This window comes from Streptomyces sp. NPDC053048 (genome assembly GCF_044547045.1).
Lineage (GTDB): Bacteria > Actinomycetota > Actinomycetes > Streptomycetales > Streptomycetaceae > Streptomyces.
Genome location: NZ_JBITZS010000006.1, coordinates 476,254 through 499,002, shown reverse-complemented (window position 1 = coordinate 499,002; position 22,749 = coordinate 476,254). Strand labels below are relative to the sequence as shown.

Annotated in this window: 19 protein-coding genes; 16 read left to right on the top strand and 3 right to left on the bottom strand. The window is 72.0% G+C overall.

All coding sequences use genetic code 11. The features are described from left to right. Positions 1-6 precede the first annotated feature (6 nt). From ACIG36_RS18965 to nuoN, 13 genes are all read left to right on the top strand, one after another. A complete protein-coding gene (locus ACIG36_RS18965) occupies positions 7-561 on the top strand; it encodes a NuoB/complex I 20 kDa subunit family protein (protein WP_399928724.1) in 555 nt (184 codons plus the stop codon). Beyond that, on the top strand, positions 558-1,379 hold the full coding sequence (locus ACIG36_RS18960; protein WP_399928721.1) for an NADH-quinone oxidoreductase subunit C: 822 nt from the start codon (positions 558-560) through the stop codon (positions 1,377-1,379). The genes ACIG36_RS18965 and ACIG36_RS18960 overlap by 4 nt, the downstream gene beginning before the upstream one ends. Then, the gene (locus ACIG36_RS18955) at positions 1,379-2,704 is read left to right on the top strand and encodes an NADH-quinone oxidoreductase subunit D (protein WP_399928718.1); all 1,326 of its coding nucleotides are present in this window, start codon (positions 1,379-1,381) and stop codon (positions 2,702-2,704) included. The genes ACIG36_RS18960 and ACIG36_RS18955 overlap by 1 nt, the downstream gene beginning before the upstream one ends. Positions 2,705-2,846: 142 nt before the next feature. After that, a complete protein-coding gene (nuoE, locus tag ACIG36_RS18950; RefSeq protein ID WP_399928964.1) occupies positions 2,847-3,656 on the top strand; it encodes an NADH-quinone oxidoreductase subunit NuoE in 810 nt (269 codons plus the stop codon). Beyond that, positions 3,653-5,014, top strand: a complete 1,362-nt coding sequence (gene nuoF / locus ACIG36_RS18945; protein WP_399928716.1) for an NADH-quinone oxidoreductase subunit NuoF — start codon at positions 3,653-3,655, stop codon at positions 5,012-5,014. Before nuoE ends, nuoF begins: the two co-directional genes overlap by 4 nt. Further along, positions 5,011-7,521: an NADH-quinone oxidoreductase subunit G gene (locus ACIG36_RS18940; RefSeq protein WP_399928713.1), complete on the top strand. Its 2,511-nt coding sequence runs from the start codon at positions 5,011-5,013 to the stop codon at positions 7,519-7,521. Before nuoF ends, ACIG36_RS18940 begins: the two co-directional genes overlap by 4 nt. A gap of 11 nt (positions 7,522-7,532) precedes the next feature. Continuing rightward, positions 7,533-8,894 carry an NADH-quinone oxidoreductase subunit NuoH gene (gene nuoH / locus ACIG36_RS18935; protein ID WP_399928961.1) on the top strand — a complete coding sequence of 454 codons (1,362 nt, stop codon included), beginning with the start codon at positions 7,533-7,535 and terminating at the stop codon, positions 8,892-8,894. Further along, positions 8,887-9,498 carry an NADH-quinone oxidoreductase subunit NuoI gene (nuoI, locus tag ACIG36_RS18930; protein ID WP_399928711.1) on the top strand — a complete coding sequence of 204 codons (612 nt, stop codon included), beginning with the start codon at positions 8,887-8,889 and terminating at the stop codon, positions 9,496-9,498. Before nuoH ends, nuoI begins: the two co-directional genes overlap by 8 nt. Next, positions 9,495-10,319: an NADH-quinone oxidoreductase subunit J gene (locus ACIG36_RS18925; protein ID WP_399928708.1), complete on the top strand. Its 825-nt coding sequence runs from the start codon at positions 9,495-9,497 to the stop codon at positions 10,317-10,319. The genes nuoI and ACIG36_RS18925 overlap by 4 nt, the downstream gene beginning before the upstream one ends. Then, positions 10,316-10,615, top strand: coding sequence for an NADH-quinone oxidoreductase subunit NuoK (nuoK, locus tag ACIG36_RS18920; RefSeq protein ID WP_399928706.1), 300 nt, complete (start codon positions 10,316-10,318; stop codon positions 10,613-10,615). The genes ACIG36_RS18925 and nuoK overlap by 4 nt, the downstream gene beginning before the upstream one ends. A 12-nt stretch (positions 10,616-10,627) precedes the next feature. Next, the gene (nuoL, locus tag ACIG36_RS18915) at positions 10,628-12,523 is read left to right on the top strand and encodes an NADH-quinone oxidoreductase subunit L (RefSeq protein WP_399928703.1); all 1,896 of its coding nucleotides are present in this window, start codon (positions 10,628-10,630) and stop codon (positions 12,521-12,523) included. A gap of 2 nt (positions 12,524-12,525) precedes the next feature. After that, a complete protein-coding gene (locus tag ACIG36_RS18910) occupies positions 12,526-14,142 on the top strand; it encodes an NADH-quinone oxidoreductase subunit M (protein ID WP_399928701.1) in 1,617 nt (538 codons plus the stop codon). Next, entirely contained in the window at positions 14,139-15,794 is a 1,656-nt protein-coding gene (gene nuoN / locus ACIG36_RS18905) for an NADH-quinone oxidoreductase subunit NuoN (RefSeq protein WP_399928699.1), read from the top strand. Before ACIG36_RS18910 ends, nuoN begins: the two co-directional genes overlap by 4 nt. A 98-nt stretch (positions 15,795-15,892) precedes the next feature. On the opposite strand, the gene ACIG36_RS18900 is transcribed toward nuoN, so the two are convergent. From ACIG36_RS18900 to fahA, 3 genes are all read right to left on the bottom strand, one after another. Continuing rightward, the gene (locus ACIG36_RS18900) at positions 15,893-16,405 is read right to left on the bottom strand and encodes a hypothetical protein (protein WP_399928696.1); all 513 of its coding nucleotides are present in this window, start codon (positions 16,403-16,405) and stop codon (positions 15,893-15,895) included. A gap of 106 nt (positions 16,406-16,511) precedes the next feature. Next, a complete protein-coding gene (locus tag ACIG36_RS18895; RefSeq protein ID WP_399928693.1) occupies positions 16,512-17,243 on the bottom strand; it encodes a GPP34 family phosphoprotein in 732 nt (243 codons plus the stop codon). Further along, positions 17,240-18,427, bottom strand: a complete 1,188-nt coding sequence (gene fahA, locus ACIG36_RS18890) for a fumarylacetoacetase (protein WP_399928690.1) — start codon at positions 18,425-18,427, stop codon at positions 17,240-17,242. The genes ACIG36_RS18895 and fahA overlap by 4 nt, the downstream gene beginning before the upstream one ends. Before the next feature lie 239 nt (positions 18,428-18,666). Between fahA and ACIG36_RS18885 the strand changes: the two genes are divergently transcribed. The 3 genes from ACIG36_RS18885 (at position 18,667) to ACIG36_RS18875 (ending at position 22,537) form a co-directional block, all read left to right on the top strand. After that, positions 18,667-19,923 carry an ATP-grasp domain-containing protein gene (locus ACIG36_RS18885; protein ID WP_399928686.1) on the top strand — a complete coding sequence of 419 codons (1,257 nt, stop codon included), beginning with the start codon at positions 18,667-18,669 and terminating at the stop codon, positions 19,921-19,923. A gap of 124 nt (positions 19,924-20,047) precedes the next feature. Further along, complete coding sequence (locus ACIG36_RS18880; protein WP_399928683.1) at positions 20,048-21,253, top strand: NAD(P)-binding domain-containing protein; 1,206 nt, start codon at positions 20,048-20,050, stop codon at positions 21,251-21,253. Between the two features lie 273 nt (positions 21,254-21,526). Next, on the top strand, positions 21,527-22,537 hold the full coding sequence (locus tag ACIG36_RS18875; protein ID WP_399928680.1) for a polyprenyl synthetase family protein: 1,011 nt from the start codon (positions 21,527-21,529) through the stop codon (positions 22,535-22,537). Positions 22,538-22,749 lie beyond the last annotated feature (212 nt).

Genomic DNA, 22,749 nt, shown 5'->3' with positions numbered 1-22,749 from the left:
CGGGACATGGGACTCGAGGAGAAGCTGCCGAGCGGCTTTCTGCTGACCACCGTCGAACAGGCCGCGGGGTGGGTGCGCAAGTCATCCGTCTTCCCCGCCACCTTCGGCCTGGCCTGCTGCGCCATCGAGATGATGACCACCGGCGCCGGCCGCTACGACCTGGCGCGCTTCGGCATGGAGGTCTTCCGCGGCTCGCCCCGCCAGGCCGATCTGATGATCGTGGCGGGCCGGGTCAGCCAGAAGATGGCGCCCGTCCTGCGGCAGGTCTACGACCAGATGCCGAACCCCAAGTGGGTGATCTCCATGGGCGTGTGCGCGTCCAGCGGCGGCATGTTCAACAACTACGCGATCGTCCAGGGCGTCGACCACATCGTGCCGGTCGACATCTATCTGCCCGGCTGCCCGCCCCGCCCCGAGATGCTCCTGGACTCCATCCTCAAGCTGCACAAGAAGATCCAGAACGAGAAGCTCGGCGTGCAGCGGGAGGAAGCGGAGCAGGAGGCCGAGCGGGCGGCGCTCAAGGCCCTGCCGCTGATCGAGATGAAGGGGCTGCTGCGATGAGCGAGCCGAACCCCAAGGGCCCCAACGGCAACGCCAACGCCAACGGCAACAGCAACGCCAACGGCACCAGCGGCGGCCCGGCCCCCAAGGGCCCCAACGGCGTCAACCCCGACAAGGACCTCGCCGCGCAGAACCTCCCAGGTCAGCGGCTCGAGGGCGGCGAGGTCATCGGCGTCCGCCGCGGCATGTTCGGCGCCGGTGACGGCGGCGACACCTCCGGTTACGGCCGGCTCGTGCGGACCGTACGGCTGCCCGGCGAGGCCACCCGGCCCTACGGCGGCTGGTTCGACGAGGTCGCCGACGAGCTCGAGGGCGCCCTGGAGGAACAGGACCTCGCCCCGCACCTCGCCATCGAGAAGACCGTCGTCGACCGCGACGAGCTCACCTTCCACATCGCCCGCGAGCACCTGCCGCGCGTCGCCCGCACCCTGCGCGACGACCCCGCCCTGCGCTTCGAGCTGTGCACGGGCGTCAGCGGGGCGCACTACCCCGGCGACAAGGGGCGCGAGCTGCACGCCGTCTACCACCTGCGCTCCATCACCCACAACCGGCTGATCCGGCTGGAGGTCAGCGCCCCCGACGCCGACCCGCACATCCCCTCGATCGTCGAGGTCTACCCCACCAACGACTGGCACGAGCGCGAGACGTACGACTTCTTCGGCCTCGTCTTCGACGGGCACCCGGCGCTCACGCGGATCATGATGCCGGACGACTGGCAGGGCTTCCCGCAGCGCAAGGACTACCCCCTCGGCGGCATCCCCGTCGAGTACAAGGGCGCCCAGATCCCGGCTCCGGACCAGCGGAGGTCGTACAGCTGATGACCACCCCGAACGACGCCAGCCCCCGCGAGACCACCGAAGGCCCGGTCTACACCGTCACCGGCGGCGACTGGGACGAGATCGCGGCCGCCGCCAAGCGCGCCGACGACGAACGCATCGTGGTCAACATGGGCCCCCAGCACCCCTCCACCCACGGAGTGCTCCGGCTGATCCTGGAGATCGACGGCGAGACCGTCACCGAGGCCCGCTGCGGCATCGGCTACCTCCACACCGGCATCGAGAAGAACCTCGAATTCCGGAACTGGACCCAGGGCACCACCTTCGTGACGCGCATGGACTACCTGACGCCCTTCTTCAACGAGGCGGGCTACTGCCTGGCCGTGGAGAAGCTGCTGGGCATCGAGGACCAGATCCCCGACCGCGCCTCGGTCGTCCGCGTGATGCTGATGGAGCTGAACCGAATCTCCTCGCACCTGGTGGCCATCGCCACCGGCGGCATGGAGCTCGGCGCCACCACGATCATGATCTACGGCTTCCGTGACCGCGAGCTCGTCCTCGACATCTTCGAGCTGATCACCGGCCTGCGGATGAACCACGCCTATGTGCGCCCCGGCGGCCTCGCCCAGGACCTGCCGCCCGGCGCCGTCGACCAGGTGCGCGAGTTCGTCAAGAAGATGCGCAGAAACCTTCCCGAGTACGACAAGCTCGCCACCGGCAACCCCATCTTCAAGGGCCGCATGCAGGACGTCGGCTACCTCGACCTCTCCGGCTGCATGGCCCTCGGCGCCACCGGGCCCGTCCTGCGCGCCGCAGGTCTCCCGCACGACCTGCGCAAGGCCCAGCCCTACTGCGGCTACGAGACCTACGACTTCGACGTCCCCACCGCCGACACCTGCGACGCCTACGGGCGGTTCCTGATCCGCCTGGAGGAGATGCGCCAGTCGCTGCGCATCATCGAGCAGTGCCTGGACCGGCTGCAGCCGGGGCCCGTCATGGTCGCGGACAAGAAGATCGCCTGGCCCGCCCAGCTGGCCCTGGGCCCCGACGGGCTGGGCAACTCCCTCGACCACATCAAGAAGATCATGGGCACCTCGATGGAGGCCCTGATCCACCACTTCAAGCTGGTGACGGAGGGCTTCCGGGTGCCGCCCGGACAGGCGTACGCGGCCGTGGAGGCCCCCAGGGGCGAGCTCGGCGTGCACGTGGTCAGCGACGGCGGCACCCGCCCCTACCGGGTCCACTTCCGCGACCCCTCCTTCACCAACCTCCAGGCCGTGGCGGCGATGTGCGAGGGCGGCCAGGTCGCCGACGTCATCGTCGCCGTGGCGTCCATCGACCCCGTGATGGGAGGCGTCGACCGGTGAGCGTCGCACGCGCGGCCGCCGGGCCGCAGACAACAACGATTGCCGCGCCGCTGCGCCGCGCGGGCGGAGATGGGGGCACCTCCCAGGCGTCAGCTCTGGGGGAGAACGGGGAGGAGCAGTGAGCAATGACGTACAGCTGGGAATGCCCTCGCTTCCCGCACCCGACTACCCCGCCGACGTCCGCGCCCGGCTCGAGGCGGACGCCGAAGAGGTGATCGCCCGCTACCCCGACAGCCGCAGCGCCCTGCTGCCGCTGCTGCACCTCGTGCAGGCCGAGGACGGCTACGTCACCCGCACCGGCATCCGCTTCTGCGCCGAACTGCTCGGCCTCACCACCGCCGAGGTCACGGCCGTCTCGACCTTCTACACCATGTACCGGCGCGAGCAGGGCGGCGACTACCAGGTCGGCGTCTGCACCAACACCCTGTGCGCGGTGCTGGGCGGCGACGCCATCTTCGACGCCCTCAAGCGCCACCTGGGCGTCGGCAACGGCGGCACCACCGAGGACGGCAAGGTCACCCTCGAGCACATCGAGTGCAACGCCGCCTGCGACTTCGCGCCCGTGGTGATGGTCAACTGGGAGTTCTTCGACAACCAGACCGTCGAGAGCGCCAAACGGCTCGTCGACGACCTGCGCGACGGCCGCACCGTCGAACCCACCCGCGGCGCGCCCCTGTGCACCTACCGGGAGACGGCCCGCATCCTGGCCGGCTTCCCCGACGGGCGTCCCGGCGCCGTCGAGGCGAGCGGCGGCGCCGGCCCCGCCTCGCTGGCCGGGCTGCGGCTGGCCAGGGGCGAGAGCGGACCGCCCCGGGTGGGCCCCCCGCGCGGCGCCCCGCCCCGCGGCGAGCACCCCCCCGAGCACCTCAGCTCCCACGACGCGCCCCAGCAGACATCCGCCTCGGACCCCGATCACCCCAGCGGACCGGTCACCGAGGAGGGGGAGGGATGACCGTGGCACCCGAGATCTTCGAGACCAGCCCCGAGAAACTGCTCGCACCCGTGCTGAGCGCCTTCTGGGACGAACCCCGCTCCTGGACGCTGGAGACCTACCTGCGGCACGAGGGCTACGAGGGCGCGCGCAAGGCGCTCGCGATGACCCCCGACGACGTCATCGCCTACGTCAAGGACTCCGGGCTGCGCGGCCGCGGCGGCGCCGGCTTCCCGACCGGCATGAAGTGGCAGTTCATCCCCCAGGGCGACGGCAAGCCGCACTACCTCGTCGTCAACGCCGACGAGTCCGAGCCCGGCACCTGCAAGGACATCCCGCTCCTCTTCGCCAACCCGCACTCCCTCATCGAGGGCATGCTGATCGCCTGCTGGGCGATCCGCTCCAGCCGCGCCTTCATCTACCTGCGCGGCGAGACCGTGCCCGTGCTGCGCCGGCTGCACGAGGCGGTGCGCGAGGCGTACGCGGCCGGCTACCTCGGCCGGAACGTCATGGGCAGCGGCCTGGACCTCGACATCACCGTGCACGCGGGGGCGGGCGCCTACATCTGCGGCGAGGAGACCGCCCTCCTCGACTCCCTCGAGGGCCGCCGCGGCCAGCCCAGGCTGCGGCCGCCCTTCCCGGCTGTCGCGGGCCTGTACGCCTGCCCCACCGTCGTCAACAACGTCGAGTCCATCGCCTCGGTGCCCGCGATCCTCAACAAGGGCAAGGAGTGGTTCCGTTCGATGGGCAGCGAGAAGTCCCCGGGCTTCACGCTGTACTCGCTCAGCGGCCACGTCGCCAACCCCGGCCAGTACGAGGCGCCGCTGGGCGTCACGCTCGGCCAGCTGCTCGGCATGAGCGGCGGGATGCGCCCCGGCCACCGGCTCAAGTTCTGGACCCCGGGGGGCTCCTCGACCCCGCTGCTGACCGACGAGCACCTGGACGTGCCGCTGGACTACGAGGCCGTGGGCGCCGCCGGCTCGATGCTCGGCACCAAGGCCCTGCAGTGCTTCGACGAGACCACCTGCGTGGTGCGGGCCGTCACCCGCTGGACCGAGTTCTACGCGCACGAGTCCTGCGGCAAGTGCACGCCCTGCCGCGAAGGCACCTACTGGCTCGTCCAGTTGCTGCGCGACATCGAGGCCGGCAAGGGCCGCATGAGCGACCTCGACAAGCTCGCCGACATCGCCGACAACATCAACGGCAAGTCCTTCTGTGCGCTGGGCGACGGCGCGGCGAGCCCCATCTTCTCGTCGCTGAACTACTTCCGCGACGAGTACGAGCAGCACATCAAGGGCCGGGGCTGCCCCTTCGACCCGGCCAAGTCCACCATCTGGGCCGACGGCCCCAAGAGCACTCCCGTGGGGGTGAACGCATGACAGTCACCACCTCTGCCCCCTCCGGAGGGGGGAACGCGCCGGTGCCGCCGGAGGACCTGGTGTCCGTCACCATCGACGGCATCCAGATCTCCGTGCCCAAGGGGACGCTCGTCATCCGGGCCGCCGAGCTGCTGGGCATCGAGATCCCGCGGTTCTGCGACCACCCCCTGCTGGACCCGGTCGGTGCCTGCCGGCAGTGCATCGTCGAGGTCGAGGGCCAGCGCAAGCCGATGGCCTCCTGCACGATCACCTGCACCGACGGCATGGTCGTGCGCACCCAGCTCACCTCGCCCGCCGCCGAGAAGGCGCAGCGCGGCGTGATGGAGCTGCTGCTGATCAACCACCCGCTGGACTGCCCCGTCTGCGACAAGGGCGGCGAGTGCCCGCTGCAGAACCAGGCGATGTCCGCGGGCCAGGCCGATTCCCGCTTCGAGGGCCGCAAGCGCACCTACGCCAAGCCGGTGCCGATCTCCCCGCAGATCCTGCTGGACCGCGAGCGGTGCGTGCTGTGCGCGCGCTGCACCCGCTTCTCCAACGAGATCGCGGGCGACCCGATGATCGAGCTGCTGGAGCGCGGCGCGCTGGAGCAGGTCGGCACGGGGGAGGGCGATCCCTTCCGGTCGTACTTCTCCGGCAACACCATCCAGATCTGCCCGGTGGGCGCGCTCACCTCGGCCGCCTACCGCTTCCGTGCCCGGCCCTTCGACCTGGTCTCCTCGCCGACGGTGTGCGAGCACTGCGCGGGCGGTTGCGCGACGCGTACGGACCACCGGCGCGGCAAGGTGATGCGCCGGCTGGCCGCGGAGGACCCGGAGGTCAACGAGGAGTGGCTGTGCGACAAGGGGCGCTTCGCGTTCCGCTACGCGCAGCGGCCGGAGCGGTTCGAGACCCCGCTGGTGCGCAACGAGGCCGGTGCGCTGGAGCCCGCGAGCTGGCCGGAGGCCCTGGAGGCGGCGGCCCGGGGGCTGGCAGCGGCCCGGGGCAGGGCCGGGGTGCTGCCCGGCGGGCGGCTGACGCTCGAGGACGCGTACGCCTACGCCAAGTTCGCGCGGGTGGCGCTCGACACGCACGACGTCGACTTCCGGGCGCGGACGCACAGCGGCGAGGAGGCCGACTTCCTGGCCGCCCGGGTCGCCGGTCGCGGCCGGGACCTGGACAGCGCCGGGGTGACGTACGCGGCGCTGGAGCAGGCGCCGGCGGTGCTGCTGGTGGGGTTCGAGGCGGAGGAGGAGGCGCCCGGCGTCTTCCTGCGGCTGCGCAAGGCCTGGCGCAAGCGCGGCCAGCGGACGTTCTCCCTGGCCACGCATCTCACCCGGGGCCTGGCCAAGGCCGGCGGCACGCTGCTGCCGGCGGCGCCCGGCACGGAGCCGGAGTGGCTGCGGGCCCTGGCGGGCTCCTCGGGGCTGGACGCGGACGGCCGCGTCGCCGCCGAGGCGCTGCGGGCGAAGGGCGCGCTGATCGTCGTGGGGGAGCGACTGGCGGGTGTGCCGGGCGCGCTGACGGCCGCCGTGGCGGCGGCCGACGCGACGGGTGCCGCGCTGGTGTGGATCCCGCGCCGGGCGGGCGAGCGGGGCGCGCTCGAGGCGGGCGCGCTGCCGGGGTTGCTGCCGGGCGGGCGGCCGACGACCGACCCGCGGGCGCGCGAGGAGACGGCGGCGGCCTGGGGCGTGCCCGAACTGCCGCGCAGTCCGGGCCGGGACACCGGGCAGATCCTCCAGGCGGCGGCCACCGGGGAGCTGGGCGCGCTGCTGGTGGGCGGCGTGGAGGTCGCGGACCTGCCCGATCCGGCGCTGGCGCGCGAGGCGCTGGACGCGGTCGGGTTCCTGGTGAGCCTGGAGCAGCGGCCGAGCGAGGTGTCGGACCGGGCGGACGTGGTGCTGCCGGTGGCGGCGGTCGTCGAGAAGGCGGGCACGTTCCTCAACTGGGAGGGCCGGGCACGGCCGTTCGAGGCGGCGGTCAAACCGGACCAGCAGGCGCGGCGGCACGTCCTGCCGGACGCGCGCGTGCTGCACATGCTGGCCGACGCGATGGACGCGGACCTGCGGCTGCCCGATGTCCCGTCCGTCCGGGCGGAGTTGGCGCGGCTGGGCGCCTGGCGCGGCGAGCGGCCGGCGGGCCCGTCCGAGCCGGGGCGGGCGCTGCCGCGTCCCGAGAAGGGCGAGGCGGTGCTCGCCGGGCACCGGCTGCTGCTCGACCAGGGGCGGCTGCAGGACGGTGACGACGCGCTGGCCGGCACGCGGCACGAGGCGCTCGCCCGGCTGTCGGCGGCAACGGCCGCCGAGGCCGGGGTGCGCGACGGCGAGAGCCTGGTGGTGACGGGCCCGGCCGGTTCCGTGCGGCTGCCGCTGCGGATCACGCCGATGCCGGACCGGGTGGTGTGGCTGCCGCTGAACTCCACGGGCGGCGGCGTGGCCTCCGACGCGGGGGTGCGGCCGGGAGAGCTCGTACGGATCGGCGCGGATACCGGCGCAGGCGCCGGGGACGCGGGACGGGAGGTGCGGCCGTGACCCCCGGCGCGATGGAACTGGCCGTCGAGGACCTGTCGATGTTCGGCAGGGACCCGTGGTGGCTCGTGGTGATCAAGGCCGTCTTCTGCTTCGCCTTCCTGATGCTGACCGTGCTGTTCTCGATCGTCTGGGAGCGCAAGGTCGTCGCCTGGATGCAGCTGCGCATCGGGCCCAACCGGCACGGCCCGTGGGGCATGCTGCAGTCGCTGGCCGACGGCATCAAGCTGATGCTCAAGGAGGACGTGATCGTCCGGCGCGCCGACAAGGTCGTCTACGTCCTCGCGCCGATCGTGGCCGCCATCCCGGCGTTCATGGCGATCGCGGTGATCCCCTTCGGCCCGGCGGGCAACGAGGTCTCGATCCTCGGCCACCGGACGACGATGCAGCTGACGGACCTGCCGATCGCGGTGCTCTACATCCTCGCGGTCGCCTCGGTCGGCATCTACGGGATCGTGCTGGCCGGCTGGTCCTCGGGCTCGACTTACCCGCTGCTGGGCGGGTTGCGGTCCTGCGCGCAGATGATCTCCTACGAGATCGCGATGGGCGCGGCCTTCGCGTCGGTCTTCCTCTACTCCGGGTCGATGTCGACGTCGGCGATCGTCGAGGCGCAGCACGACCGCTGGTACGTCCTGCTGCTGCCGGTGTCGTTCCTGATCTACATCGCGACGATGGTGGGGGAGACCAACCGGGCCCCGTTCGACATGCCGGAGTCCGAGGGCGACCTGGTCGGCGGCTTCAACACCGAGTACTCGTCCATCAAGTTCGCGATGTTCATGCTGGCCGAGTACGTGAACATGGTGACGGTCTCGGCGGTCGCGGTCACGCTCTTCCTGGGCGGCTGGCAGGCCCCGTATCCCGTCTCGGCGTTCTGGGAGGGGGCCAACCACGGCTGGTGGCCGATGCTGTGGTTCGTCATCAAGGTGCAGCTGCTGCTGTTCTTCTTCATCTGGCTGCGCGGCACGCTGCCCCGGGTGCGCTACGACCAGCTGATGAAGCTGGGCTGGAAGGTGCTCATCCCGGTCTCGGTGGTCTGGCTGATGCTGGTGGCGACCGTGCGGGCGCTGCGCAACGAGAACTACGACTTCCAGGACATCGTGCTGTACGTCGGGGGCGCGGTCCTGGTGATCCTGCTGCTGTCGCTGCTCGCGGACGTCTTCCGGGCCCGCCGGGACGGGGAGAAGGGCGCGGAGGGCGCGGAGGCCGGTGGGCCGCCGCCCGCGTTCGACCCGATGGCGGGCGGGTTCCCCGTGCCCCCGCTGCCCGGCCAGAGCCTGCCGCCCGTGCCCAGGCGCCCGTCCCGCCGGGACCGGGAGCTCATTGTCAGTGGCGGGGTGGACGCTCAGAGTGACCGAAAGGAGGCTGACGGTGTCTGACGACTCTTCCCGGGGGGACGCCCCCCGGGCCCCCTTCCAGAACCCCGTGGCCGGCTTCGGCGTGACCTTCAAGGCCATGTTCAAGAAGCGGCTGACCGAGCAGTACCCGGAGGAGAAGAAGCACACGGCGCCGCGCTTCCACGGCCGCCACCAGCTCAACCGCCACCCGGACGGCCTGGAGAAGTGCATCGGCTGCGAGCTGTGCGCCTGGGCCTGCCCGGCCGACGCGATCTACGTCGAGGGCGCGGACAACACCGACGAGGAGCGCTACTCCCCGGGCGAGCGGTACGGCCGCGTCTACCAGATCAACTACCTGCGCTGCATCCTGTGCGGCCTGTGCGTCGAGGCCTGCCCCACGCGGGCGCTGACGATGACGAACGAGTACGAACTGGCCGACGCCAGCCGCGAGTCGCTCATCTACACCAAGGAGCAGCTGCTGGCGGGGCTGGAGGACCGCATGGTCGACACCCCGCACGCCATCTACCCCGGCATGACGGAGAAGGACTACTACCGGGGCCTGGTGACCGAGGCCGCGCCGGGCACGGTGCGCCAAGTGGCCGTCTCCAAGGGCGAGAAGCCGTCCGATGAAGGGGTGGAGGCATGAGCGCTCTCGCCGCCGCCGCTTCGACGACCTCGACGGGTGAGGCGGTCCAGTTCTGGCTGCTGGCGGTGGTCGCCGTGGCCGGCGCGCTGGGCGCGGTGCTGATGAGAAAGGCCGTGCACAGCGCCCTCTGCCTCGCCGGGACGATGATCGTCCTGGCGGTGTTCTACCTCGCCAACGGCGCCTACTTCCTGGGCATCGTGCAGATCGTGGTCTACACGGGCGCGATCATGATGCTGTTCCTGTTCGTGGTGATGCTGGTCGGCGTCACCGCCGCGGACTCCCTGAAGGAGACCATCCGCGGCCAGCGCACCCTCGCCGCGCTGTGCGTCCTGGGCTTCGGCACCCTGCTGGGCGCCGGCATCGCCAACGCCTCGCTGCGCGACTTCAACGGGCTGGGCCAGGCCAACGCGGGCGGCAACGTCCAGGGCCTGGCGGCGCTGATCTTCACCAAGTACGTCTACGCCTTCGAGATCACCGGCGCCCTGCTGATCACGGCCGCCGTCGGCGCGATGGTCCTCACCCACCGCGAGCGCACCGAGCGCGCCGCCACCCAGCGCGAGCGGTCCGAGGCGCGCGTGCGCGGCAAGCACCTCCCGCCGCTGCCGGCGCCCGGCGTCTACGCCCGGCACAACGCGGTCGACGTCCCCGGGCTGCTGCCCGACGGCACGCCGTCCGACCTCACCGTCAACGCCACCCTGCGGGCGCGGGGCCAGATCCGCGACGTGTCGGGCGAGGCCCTGGCGGAGCTGGCGGCGCTCGAGCAGCGGTCGCAGGAGTGGCTGGAGAGGGACCACAACCGTTCCGAGGAGCGTGCTCAGTGAACCCGGCCAACTACCTCTATCTGGCCGCCCTGTTGTTCACCATCGGCGCCGCCGGTGTGCTCATCCGGCGGAACGCGATCGTCATCTTCATGTGCGTGGAGCTGATGCTCAACGCCTGCAACCTGGCCTTCGTCACCTTCTCCCGGCTGCACGGCAACCTCGACGGCCAGATCATCGCCTTCTTCACGATGGTCGTCGCCGCCGCCGAGGTCGTGATCGGCCTGGCGATCATTGTGACGATCTTCCGCTCCCGCCACTCGGCCTCGGTCGACGACGCCGGCCTGCTGAAGCTCTAAGGGGACACGACGGTGGAGAACCTCATCGGATTGCTCGTCCTGGCGCCCCTGCTGGGCGCGGGCGTGCTGCTGTGCGGCGGGCGCCGGCTCGACCGCGGCGGCCACTGGATCGGCACCCTGCTCGCGGCCGTGTCGTTCCTCATCGGCGTGGCGCTCTTCGCCGACATGCTGGGCCGCGACGCCGAGGACCGACAGCTGGGCACGACCGTCTTCAGCTGGGTGCCCGTCGGCGGCTTCCGCGCCGACGTCGGCTTCCAGCTCGACCAGCTGTCGATGACCTTCGTGCTGCTGATCACCGGCGTGGGCTCGCTGATCCACCTCTACTCGGTCGGCTACATGGCGCACGACGAGCGGCGGCGGCGCTTCTTCGGCTACCTCAACCTCTTCCTCGCGGCGATGCTGCTGCTCGTCGTCGCCGACAACTACCTGCTGCTGTACGTGGGCTGGGAGGGCGTCGGCCTCGCCTCGTACCTGCTGATCGGCTTCTGGCAGCACAAGCCGAGCGCCGCGACGGCGGCCAAGAAGGCCTTCATCGTCAACCGCGTCGGTGACATGGGGCTGTCGATCGCCATCATGCTGATGTTCACCACCTTCGGCACCTTCGCCTTCGGCCCCGTGCTCGAGGACGCCGGGCGGGCGGGCGAGGGCAAGCTGACGGCCATCGGGCTGATGCTCCTGCTCGCCGCCTGCGGCAAGTCGGCCCAGGTGCCGCTGCAGAGCTGGCTCGGCGACGCCATGGAGGGCCCCACGCCGGTCTCCGCGCTCATCCACGCGGCGACGATGGTGACCGCCGGCGTCTACCTCATCACCCGCTCCGGCGCGATCTTCGACGGGGCGCCCGACGCGCAGACGGCGGTCGTGGCGGTCGGCGCGGTCACGCTCCTGTTCGGTGCGATCGTCGGTTGCGCCAAGGACGACATCAAGAAGGCCCTCGCGGGCTCGACGATGTCCCAGATCGGCTACATGATCCTCGCCGCCGGACTGGGGCCGGTCGGCTACGCCTTCGCGATCATGCACCTGGTGACCCACGGCTTCTTCAAGGCCGGGCTCTTCCTCGGCGCGGGCTCCGTGATGCACGGCATGGACGACGAGGTCGACATGCGGCGCTACGGCGGCCTGCGCCGGTACATGCCCATCACGTTCGTCACCTTCGGCCTGGGCTATCTGGCGATCATCGGCTTCCCGGGGCTGTCCGGCTTCTTCTCCAAGGACCGGATCATCGAGGCCGCCTTCGCCAAGGGCGGCACCGAGGGCTGGATCCTGGGCGGCGCGGCGCTGCTGGGCGCGGCCATCACCGCGTACTACATGACGCGGGTGATGCTGCTGACGTTCTTCGGCGAGAAGCGCTGGCAGCCCAACGCCCACGGCGAGATGCCGCACCCCCACGAGGCGCCCCGCACCATGACGATCCCCATGATCGTGCTGGCGTTCGGATCGGTGTTCGCCGGCGGCCTGTTCAGCGTCAACGACGCCTTCCTCACCTGGCTGGAGCCGGTCACCGGGCACGCCGAGGGCAACTCGCCGCTCACCGCCACGCAGGTCACCGCGGCCACCATGGTCGTCCTCGTGGTCGGCGCCGCGGTGGCCTGGTCGCAGTACGGGCGCCGGCCGGTGCCGGTCACCGCGCCGCCCGGCGGGCTGCTGGTGCGGGCCGCCCGCCGCGACCTGCTGCAGGACGACTTCAACCACATCGTGCTGGTCCGCGGCGGCGAGCACCTCACCCGCAGCCTGGTCTACGTCGACCACACCCTGGTCGACGGCGTCGTCAACGGCACCGCCGCCTCCGTCGGCGGCCTGTCGGGCCGGATGCGCCGGCTGCAGAACGGCTACGCGCGGTCGTACGCGGTCTCGATGTTCGGCGGTGCGGCGGTGCTCATCGCCGCGACCCTGCTGATGAGGGCGGTCTAGTCATGTCATTTCCCCTGCTGACGGCCACTGCGGCGGTGCCCGCACTGGGCGCGGTCGCCACCGCCGCCGTCCCCGCCGCGCGGCGCACGGCCGCCAAGTGGCTCGCGCTGGCCTTCTCGCTCGTCACGCTGGCACTGGCGGCGGCGCAGCTCGTGCGCTTCGACCCGGACGCGAAGGGCCCGTTCCAGCTCACCGAGTCGCACGCCTGGATCAAGGACTTCGGGGTCCGCTACGAACTGGGCGTGGACGGCATCTCGGTGGTGCTCATCGCGCTCACCGCGCTGCTGGTCCCCTTCATCGTCCTGGCCGGCTGGCACGACGCCGACCCCCTCGAGACCACGTCCTCGCGCTGGCGGCCCACCCAGGGCTTCTTCGCGCTGATCCTGATGGTCGAGGCGATGGTGGTGATCGCCTTCCAGGCCACCGACGTCTTCCTCTTCTACATCTTCTTCGAAGCCATGCTCATCCCGATGTACTTCCTCATCGGCGGCTTCGGCGACCGGGCGGGCGAGCGCGGCGAGGCGGAGTCCGCCGCGCAACGCAGCTACGCCGCGGTGAAGTTCCTGCTCTACAACCTCGCCGGCGGCCTGATCATGCTGGCCGCCGTCATCGGCCTGTACGCGGTCACCGCCCACCAGCTGGGCACCGGCACCTTCTCCCTGACGGAGATCGTCCAGGCCCGCGCCGACGGCAGGCTGGACTTCGCGACCACCACCGAACGCGCCCTGTTCCTCGGCTTCTTCTTCGCCTTCGCCGTCAAGGCGCCGCTGTGGCCGCTGCACACCTGGCTGCCCAACGCCATGGGCGAGGCCACCGCCCCCGTCGCCGTGCTGATCACCGCGGTGGTCGACAAGGTCGGCACGTTCGCGATGCTGCGCTTCTGCCTCCAGCTGTTCCCGGAGGCCTCGAAGTGGGCGACGCCCGCGATCCTGGTGCTGTCCCTGATCAGCATCCTCTACGGCGCGCTGCTGGCGGTCGGCCAGCGGGACATCAAGCGCCTGATCGCCTACGCCTCGATCTCGCACTTCGGCTTCATCGTCCTGGGCATCTTCGCGATGACCAGCCAGGGCCAGAGCGGCGCCGCGCTCTACATGGTCAACCACGGCATCTCCACGGCCGCGCTGATGCTGGTCGCCGGCTTCCTGATCTCCCGGCGCGGGTCGCGGCTCATCGCCGACTACGGCGGCGTGCAGAAGGTGGCGCCGGTCCTGGCGGGCACCTTCCTCGTCGGCGGCATGGCCACGCTGTCGCTGCCGGGGCTCGCGCCCTTCGTCTCCGAATTCCTCGTCCTGGTCGGCACGTTCGCCCGGTACCCGGTCATCGGCGTCCTGGCCACCGTGGGCATCGTGCTCGCCGCCCTGTACGTCCTGGTGCTCTACCAGCGCACGATGACCGGGCCGGTCACCGAGCAGGTCCGCGGGATGCCGGACCTGCGGGTGCGCGAGCTCGTCGTCGTGGCGCCGCTGATCGCGCTGCTGCTCGTCCTGGGCGTCTACCCCGGGCCCGTGACCCGGATCCTCGACCCGGCCGTCGAGCGGACGATGTCGCAGGTGCACAAGGGCGACCCCGAGCCCGATGTACGCGATGTACGCGTGAACGATGTGGAGGCCGCGAAGTGAGCCACGCAGCAACTGTCCACAGCCTGTGGACACTGGCGGCGGACGGGGCGCCGAACCGGATCCCCGGGCCGCGCATCGAGTACGCCCAGCTCTCCCCGACGCTGATCGTGCTCGGCGCGGCCGTCGTGGGCATCCTCCTCGAGGCCTTCCTGCCGCGCCGCGCCCGTCACCACGCGCAGCTCCTGCTGACCGTGGTCGGCCTGGGTGCCGCCTTCGCCGCGGTGGTCGCCCTGGCGGCGGGCGGCTACGGCACTGACAAGGCGCGCGTCGCGGCCATGGGCGCGGTCGCGGTGGACGGTCCGGCGCTGTTCCTGCAGGGCACGATCCTCCTCGTCGGCCTGGTGGCGGTGTTCACCTTCGCCGAGCGCCGGCTGGAGCCCGCCGCGCACGGCCGGCCCGTCGACTCCTTCGCCGCGCAGGGCGCCGCCGTGCCGGGCGGCGACGCGGAGCGCAAGGCCGTCGCGGCGGGCCTGACGACCTCCGAGGTCTTCCCGCTGACGCTGTTCGCGATCGGCGGCATGCTCGTCTTCCCCGCCGCCAACGACCTGCTGACCCTCTTCATCGCCCTCGAGGTGTTCTCCCTCCCGCTGTACGTGCTGTGCGGGCTCGCCCGCCGCCAGCGGCTGCTGTCGCAGGAGTCGGCCGTCAAGTACTTCCTGCTGGGCGCCTTCTCCTCCGCCTTCCTGCTGTTCGGGGTGGCGCTGCTGTACGGCTACGCGGGCACGGTCACCTACTCCGGTATCGCCGACGTCGTCGGCGGCACCACGCGGAGCGTCGACCCGGCGCTCGCGGCGACCACGGGCAACGACGCGCTGCTGCTGATCGGCGGCGCGATGGTGCTGATGGGGCTGCTGTTCAAGGTCGGTGCGGTGCCGTTCCACATGTGGACGCCCGACGTCTACCAGGGCGCCCCGACGCCGGTGACCGGCTTCATGGCGGCCGCCACGAAGGTCGCCGCGTTCGGCGCCCTGCTGCGGCTGCTGTACGTGGTGCTGCCGGGCATGCGCTGGGACTGGCGGCCGGTGATGTGGGGCGTCGCCATCGTCACGATGCTCTTCGGCGCGGTGGTGGCCGTCACGCAGACGGACGTGAAGCGGCTGCTGGCCTACTCCTCCATCGCCCACGCCGGGTTCATCCTCGCCGGCGTCATCGCGACCACCCCCGACGGCGTCTCCTCGGTGCTCTTCTACCTGGCCGCGTACTCCTTCGTCACCCTGGGCGCCTTCGCGGTGGTGACGCTGGTGCGCGACGCGGGCGGCGAGGCGACGCACCTGTCGAAGTGGGCGGGGCTCGGCCGCCGTTCGCCGCTGGTCGCGGCCGTCTTCGCGGTCTTCCTGCTGGCCTTCGCGGGCATCCCGCTGACGAGCGGCTTCGCGGGGAAGTTCGCCGTGTTCAAGGCGGCGGCGCAGGGCGGCGCCGCTCCGCTGGTCATCGTGGGCGTGCTGGCCTCGGCGATCGCCGCGTTCTTCTACATCCGGGTCATCGTGCTGATGTTCTTCAGCGAGCCCAGGGCGGACGGGCCGACGGTCGCGGTGCCCAGCGCGCTGACGTCCACCGCCATCGCCGTGGGCGTGGTGGTGACGCTGGTGCTCGGTGTGGCCCCGCAGTACTTCCTGGACCTGGCCGGGCAGTCGGGGGTGTTCGTCCGCTGACGCCCCGACCCGGGCCCGTCACCCGGCCGTACCGCACGCCGCTGCCCGGTATCCCCCTGCGGAAGGGGTGCCGGGCAGCGGCGTGCGGTGTGCGGGCGTCAGTTGCCCGGCTTGGGCAGGTCCGCCGGGAAGCCGGCGGCGGGCTTGCCGTCCGCGCCCACGGCCTTGGTGTACTTGATCTCCTTGCCGGAGGCCCAGGCCACGGTCAGGGTCTTGCCGTCGAAGCCCTTGACGGTGCCGGTGGTCCAGTCCTTGCTGCCGTCCAGGCAGTTCTTGATGTTGATGGTGACCGGCTGGGCGTTGTCGACGACCTCGCCGGTGCACGTGCTCTTGCCCTTGAGGGCCACGATCTTCTCCGCGAAGGTGAGGACCATGAGGCTCTTGTCGGCGGCCTTGCCGTCGTTCGCCCAGCCGCCCTCGAGGTCCTTGGCCGTGACCGGCTTGGCCGGGGCCTCGGCGGGCTTGTCCTTGGCGGCGTCCGCGGGCTTCGACTGCTGGGCGTCCGCGCTGGGCTTGGTGTCCGCCTTCTTGTCGTCGCCGCTGCTGCCGCAGCCCGTCATCAGCACAGCGGCGATGAGCGCCGCCCCCGTGGTCTGTACTGCCTTGCGCACGTGCGCTCTCCTTTGTCATGTCCGGCCCTCGCGCGGGCCGGGCACGACAAGCTAGCAGCACGAATAAACGATCACTGAGGGTGTCGGTGACGGGCTGATAACGGCTTCAGTCGCCTCCGCCGCCGCAGCTCCCGCAGGAGCCGCCGCCGCAGCCGTGGCCACCGCCGCTGCTGCCGCCACTCGCCTGCGTCTCCCGCAGGCGGTTGCGGTACACGGCCCAGGAGATCCACCCGTCGCGCATGTGGCGGCGCAGCTGCCTGCGCTCGCCCCAGCCGGACAGCCCCGGGTACAGGGCGATCGCCAGGCCCGTCGCGGCCACCAGACCGGCCAGCGCCCGGCTGCGCGGGTCGGGAAAGCCCGCCTGCCGCGCCGCCTCGAAGCGCCCGCGCGTCGGGGCGGTCAGGTCCACCGTGCCCACCGGGTAGCGCATGGCACGGACGACGTCGAACCGGCCGGGGACCTTCGCGCCGAGCGCCCCGCGCTCCAGCAGCCCGGTGGTCCAGGGACCCAGCGCGTACGGGGCCGCGACGCGGATCCACCGTTGTGTCTTCGGGCCGCTTCCGCCGGGCGCGGGCAGGCTCTTCAGCGGCCCGGCCAGCCGCTGGTCCGCCGGGGGCGCGCCGGCGGCCGCGACGGGCCGCCCGCGCTCCTGCGTGACGTGCCCGCCCAGCTCCAGCTCGGCCAGCACGGCTCCGGCCATGCCGTACGGCAGGACGCTCCGGGCACACAGCGGTGTGCCCTCGACCGGGTGGTGCGCGAGCAGCAGCAGCTCCTCCGGCAGCGTGAGCCCGGCCGCGGGGCCGGGTATGGAGGAGGCGGGGTCGGGCGTGGTGCTCATGCCGTGTGCGGCTCCGTGCGGGCCGGGACGACGCGGCCGGTGACCTCGCCGAGCCCGATCCGGGCGCCGTCGGGGCCCGGTGCCCAGGCGGTGAGGGTGACCTCGTCCCCGTCGGCCAGCCAGGGGCCCTTGCCCTGGGTGAGCTCGAGCAGGCAGCCCAGCTGGTCGGGCTCGGGGCCGCTGACCGTGCCGGAGGCGTAGAGGTCGCCGGTGCGCAACGAGGCGCCGTTGACGGTCATGTGGGCCAGCTGCTGGGCGGCGGTCCAGTACATGGCGGAGAAGGGCGGCCGGGAGACCGTCTCTCCGTTGATCCGCACCTCGATGCGCAGGTCGATGCCGCCGGGCTCGGCGTCGGAGTCGTCCAGGTAGGGAAGCAGCGGGTGGGTGCGCTCCGGCGGCGCCGTGCGGGCCTCGTCGAAGGCGTCCAGCGGGGTGATCCAGGCCGAGACGGAGGTCGCGAAGGACTTGCCGAGGAAGGGGCCCAGCGGCACGTACTCCCAGGCCTGGAGGTCGCGCGCCGACCAGTCGTTGACCAGGCAGACGCCGAACACGTGCTCGCGGAAGGCGGACTGCGGCACCGGCGTGCTCGCGGGCGCCGGGGTGCCGACGACGAAGCCGACCTCGGCCTCGATGTCGAGGCGCAGCGAGGGGCCGAAGGAAGGCGCGGAGTCGGCGGGGGCCTTGCGCTGGCCCTGCGGGCGCACCACGTCCGTCCCGGAGACCACGACCGTCCCGGCGCGGCCGTGGTAACCGATGGGCAGGTGCTTCCAGTTGGGCGTCAGGGCCTCGCCGTCCGGGCGGAAGATGCGGCCGACGTTGGTGGCGTGGTGCTCGCTGGCGTAGAAGTCGACGTAGTCGGCGACCTCGAAGGGCAGGCGCAGGGTCACCTCGTCCAGCGGGTGGAAGTGCGGCCCGTCCAGCCAGCCGCGCACCTCCGCCCGTACGGCCTGCCACACCGGGCGGCCGGCGGCCAGCAGCGGGTTGAGCGTGGGGGCCTCGAGCAGGTGCGTGTGAGTCGAACCGTGGGCGGCAGCGGCGGCCGCGGCGTCGAGGACGTACGCGCCGTAGCGGACGCCGACCCGGGGGCGGTCGGGGGCGTCGGGGGTGGTGAAGACGCCGTACGGGAGGGTGTCCGCGCCGAAGGGGTCGCCTTCGGCCAGGTCGCGGGGGTGGTGCTGGGGCATGGGGACGCTGCCTCGCCTTCGTCCTGGACGGTTCGTCAGCCGGGGCCCGGTGGGCCGGTGCTCACATTACGTGCTGGGGCCCGTCGGGCAAGGGGTGCGGGACAGGTGTCCGACCGCTGGCCAATGGGAGGGCAATGTCCGGTAACTCCTTGCTGGAGGCCTCGATTCCGAAGTAGCGTCCTAAGTCGGGTCACACACAGTGGGGGGCCGCTGAGGCTGAGTGGCCGAGGGGGGTGCTGGTGGCGAGCAGGAGCGCGCCCGTAGCGGCGGACCGGTCCGTACCCGGTCTGATTGTCAAGATCGGCGACTATCCCCTGCATCACGGCGGGGTCGGCGCGATCCGCAGCCTCGGCCGGCTGGGCGTCCCGATGTACGCCGTCACCGAGGACAGATGGACCCCCGCGGCCGTCTCCCGCTACCTGCGTTCCTGCTTCGTCTGGCCGACCACCGGAACGGAACGGTCCGAGGAGCTGGTGGCCGGCCTGCTGCGGATCGGCCGGCGGATCGGCCGGCCGGCGGTGCTGATCCCCACCGACGAGGAGGCCGCCGTCCTGATCGCCGAGCACGCGCCGGCGCTGGCGGAGTCGTTCCTCTTCCCGCCCGTGGAACGGGAGCTGCCGCGCAGGCTCGCGAGCAAGCAGGGACTGCACGAGCTGTGCGTGGAGCACGGCGTGCCGTCGCCCTCGGCCCTCTTCCCGGCCTCGTACGAGGAGATCGAGAAGTACGCGTCGGTGGCCTCCTTTCCGCTGGTCGCCAAGAACCGGGAGGCCTTCGAGCGGCGCCGGCACCCCGCCGTGCACGGCACCACGCGCATCGGCGGCCCCCGCGAGCTGCTGGAGCTGGCCCGCGGCTGGGGGCCCTCGCCGGGAGTGATCCTCCAGGAGTACCTGCCGCGCGAGGACGCCGAGGACTGGATCGTCCACGCCTACTTCGACGCCGAGAGCACCCCGCTGGCGATGTTCACGGGCGTCAAGGTGCGCTCCTGGCCGCCGCACGCGGGCATGACCGCGAACGCCTACATCGTCGACAATCCGGAACTGGCCGCCATGGCGGCGCAGTTCATCAAGCAGATCGGCTTCTGCGGGATCGTCGACCTGGACTGGCGCTTCGACCGCCGGGACGGGCGCTACAAGCTGCTGGACTTCAACCCCAGGATGGGCGCCCAGTTCCGGATGTTCGAGAACGAGGCGGGCATCGACGTCGTGCGGGCCCAGCACCTGGACCTCACCGGCCGGCCGGTGCCCGAGGGGGAGCAGCTCACCGGGCGCCGCTTCGTCGTGGAGAACATCGACCTGCCCGCCTTCGCGGCCTACCGTCGCAGCGGCTACACCACCCCGCACGCGCCCGCCCGCGCCAGCGGCACGGAGCTGGCCTGGGCCGCGCGCGACGACATGAAGCCGTTCTTCACCATGCTGGCCCGGTTCGTACGACCGGGCCTGCGCCATTTGTGGCAGCTGTGGCGTTCCCGGCGCCGTTCCGCTGCCGTCTCCGAGTAGCCCGTAGTCCGTAGCCCGTAGTCCGTAGCCCTTGGTCCCGAGCAGTCCGAGCAGTTCCGAGTAGTTCGAACACCGAGTATCCGAGCGACAACGTGCCCAGCAGCAACGCCCTGGGAGGGGACTCGTGACACTTCCCGTAGCCGTGATCGGCGCCGGTCCGTACGGCCTGTCGACCGCAGCCCACCTGAAAGCGCGCGCGGTGCCGACGCGCGTCTTCGGCTCGCCGATGGTGAGCTGGCGCGAGCACATGCCCGCCGGGATGCTGCTGAAATCGACCCCCGCCGCCTCCAGCATCGACGCGCCGCAGCCGGGCCACACCCTCTTCGACTTCTGCCAGGACGTGGGCGAGCGCCGCTTCGAGTCGGACTGGGACACCATCCCCGTCGAGACCTTCGCCCGCTACGGGCTGTGGTTCCAGCAGCGGCTGGTGCCGCAGCTGGAGCGCGAGCGTGTCGTCTCGGTCGAGCGGCGCGACGCCGGCGGCGGCTTCGAGCTGAAGCTGGACTCCGGCGAGCAGTTCGCCGCGCGCGCCGTCGTCGTCGCCACGGGGCTGAGCGGGCTGGCACAGCTGCCGCCCGAGCTGGCCTCCGCCGTGCCGGCCGGGCCCTCGACGACCGGGCCCGTCTCGCACAGCTCACAGCACCGCGACCTGTCGGTGTTCGCCGGACGCGAGGTCGTGGTCGTCGGCGCCGGGCAGTCGGCGCTGGAGAGCGCGGTGCTGCTGGCCGAGGCGGGCGCGGCCGTGCGGGTGGTCGCCCGGCGGCGCGGCGCGGTCCGCTTCGGGGCGGCGCCGGACGGGCAGTCGCCGCTCAAGCCCGACACCCCCTTCGGACGGGCCTGGTCGCTGTACGCGTTCTCGTACCACGCGGACGGCTTCCGGCGCCTGCCCGCGCCCACCCGGCAGTACCTGGTGCGCCGGGTGCTGGGGCCGCTGGGCGCGTGGTGGCTGCGCGAGAGGTTCGTGGGGCGGGTACGGGTCACCGAGGGCAAGCGCATCCTGCGCACCCGGGTGGAGTCGGGACGCCCGGTGCTGACGCTGGCCGGTGAGGGCGAGGGCGCCCCCGAGAGCGAGCTGCGCGCCGACCACGTCATCGCGGCCACCGGCTACCGGGTGGACGTGGCGGCGCTGGACTTCCTCGGTCCAGGGCTGCGCACCCGTCTCGCGGTGGCCGCGGGCGGGCCCCGGCTGGGCGCCGGGTACCGGTCGTCGGTGCCGGGGTTGTTCTTCACGGGACTGCCGGCGGCGGCGAGCTACGGGCCGGTCATGCGGTTCGTGTGCGGCACGGAGTACGCCTCGCCGCGGCTGGCCAGGGCGGTGGGACAGGCATAGATCCGAATCAGCCACGCGCAGAGTCCGACAAATGCGCAGACGCCGGGCGGCCGGTCCATCGGCCGCCCGGCGTCCGGCGGTCCGGGGTACGACCCGGGAACATGCCCGGATCGGCCTGGGATCGGCCTGGGAACGGCACGGGGAGGCCGGCGGTGGGCGCCCGAAGGGGACGGCGCCCACGGTGATCGAGAGCCGACCGGATACGCTGACTTTTGGTGAAGACAGCGACACATCGACAATCCCCGTGTTCGCAGGCAGACAGGAGTACCCCTCGTGACCGTCGTCGGGCCTTTTGGGCTGAGCGTGCGGGACCAGGCTCTTGAAGCCGATGTCCAGGCCGGGTTGGCCGCCGTCGAGGAGGGCCTCCTCGAGGCCACCAAGAGCGGCGTGCCCTTCATCACCGAGGCCGCACAGCACCTGGTACAGGCCGGAGGCAAGCGGTTCCGTCCGCTGCTGGTCGCGCTCGCCGCGCAGTTCGGCGACCCGTACGCCCCGGGGGTGGTGCCCTCCGCGGTGGTCGTCGAGCTCACCCACCTGGCGACGCTCTACCACGACGACGTCATGGACGAGGCCGAGGTGCGCCGCGGCGTGCCCAGCGCCAACGCCCGCTGGGGCAACTCCCTGGCCGTACTGACGGGTGACTTCCTCTTCGCCCGCGCCTCCCACATACTGGCCGACCTCGGTCCGGAGGCCGTCCGCATCCAGGCCGAGGCGTTCGAGCGGCTGGTCACCGGCCAGATCCTGGAGACCGCCGGCCCGCGCGACGGGCGCGACCCCATCGAGCACTACCTGGACGTCATCGCCGGCAAGACCGGCTCGCTGATCGCGGTCGCGGGGCGCTTCGGCGCGATGATGTCCGGCGCGGACGAGCGGATCGTGGAGATCCTCACCCACTACGGCGAGCGGCTCGGCGTCGCCTTCCAGCTCGCCGACGACGTCCTCGACATCGCCAGCGACTCCCACGAGTCGGGCAAGACCCCCGGCACCGACCTGCGCGAGGGCATCCCCACGCTGCCGGTGCTGCACCTGCGGGCCGCCGCCGCGGCCACCGGTGACGCGGCCGACCTCGAGCTGTGCGAGCTGCTGGAGGGCGACCTCACCGACGACGCCCGGCACGCCGAGGTGCTGCGCCGGCTGCGGGCCCACCCGGCGCTGGAGCAGGCGCGGCGCGACACCGTCCGCTACGCGCAGGAGGCGCGGGCGACGCTGGCGCCGCTGCCGGACTGCTCCGCGAAGGCGGCGCTCGAGGAGCTGTGCGACCTGGTGGTCCACCGGGCCGGCTGAGGCCCGGCCGAGGCTCGGCCGGCCGCGCTCGGGACCGGTCCGATCCGCCGTGCGGAGGTGTGGCCCCTAGGGGGAGTCATACCGGAGACGTACGGTGACTTGATCCCGTCGGCTGACGACTTCCCGGGGCCGGTTTGGTGGAATTGAAGGCGTCTTCACCGGGGGAAGTCCCCGGACTCCAGCGCCTCCACCGGGCGGTCGGGCCACCCTTG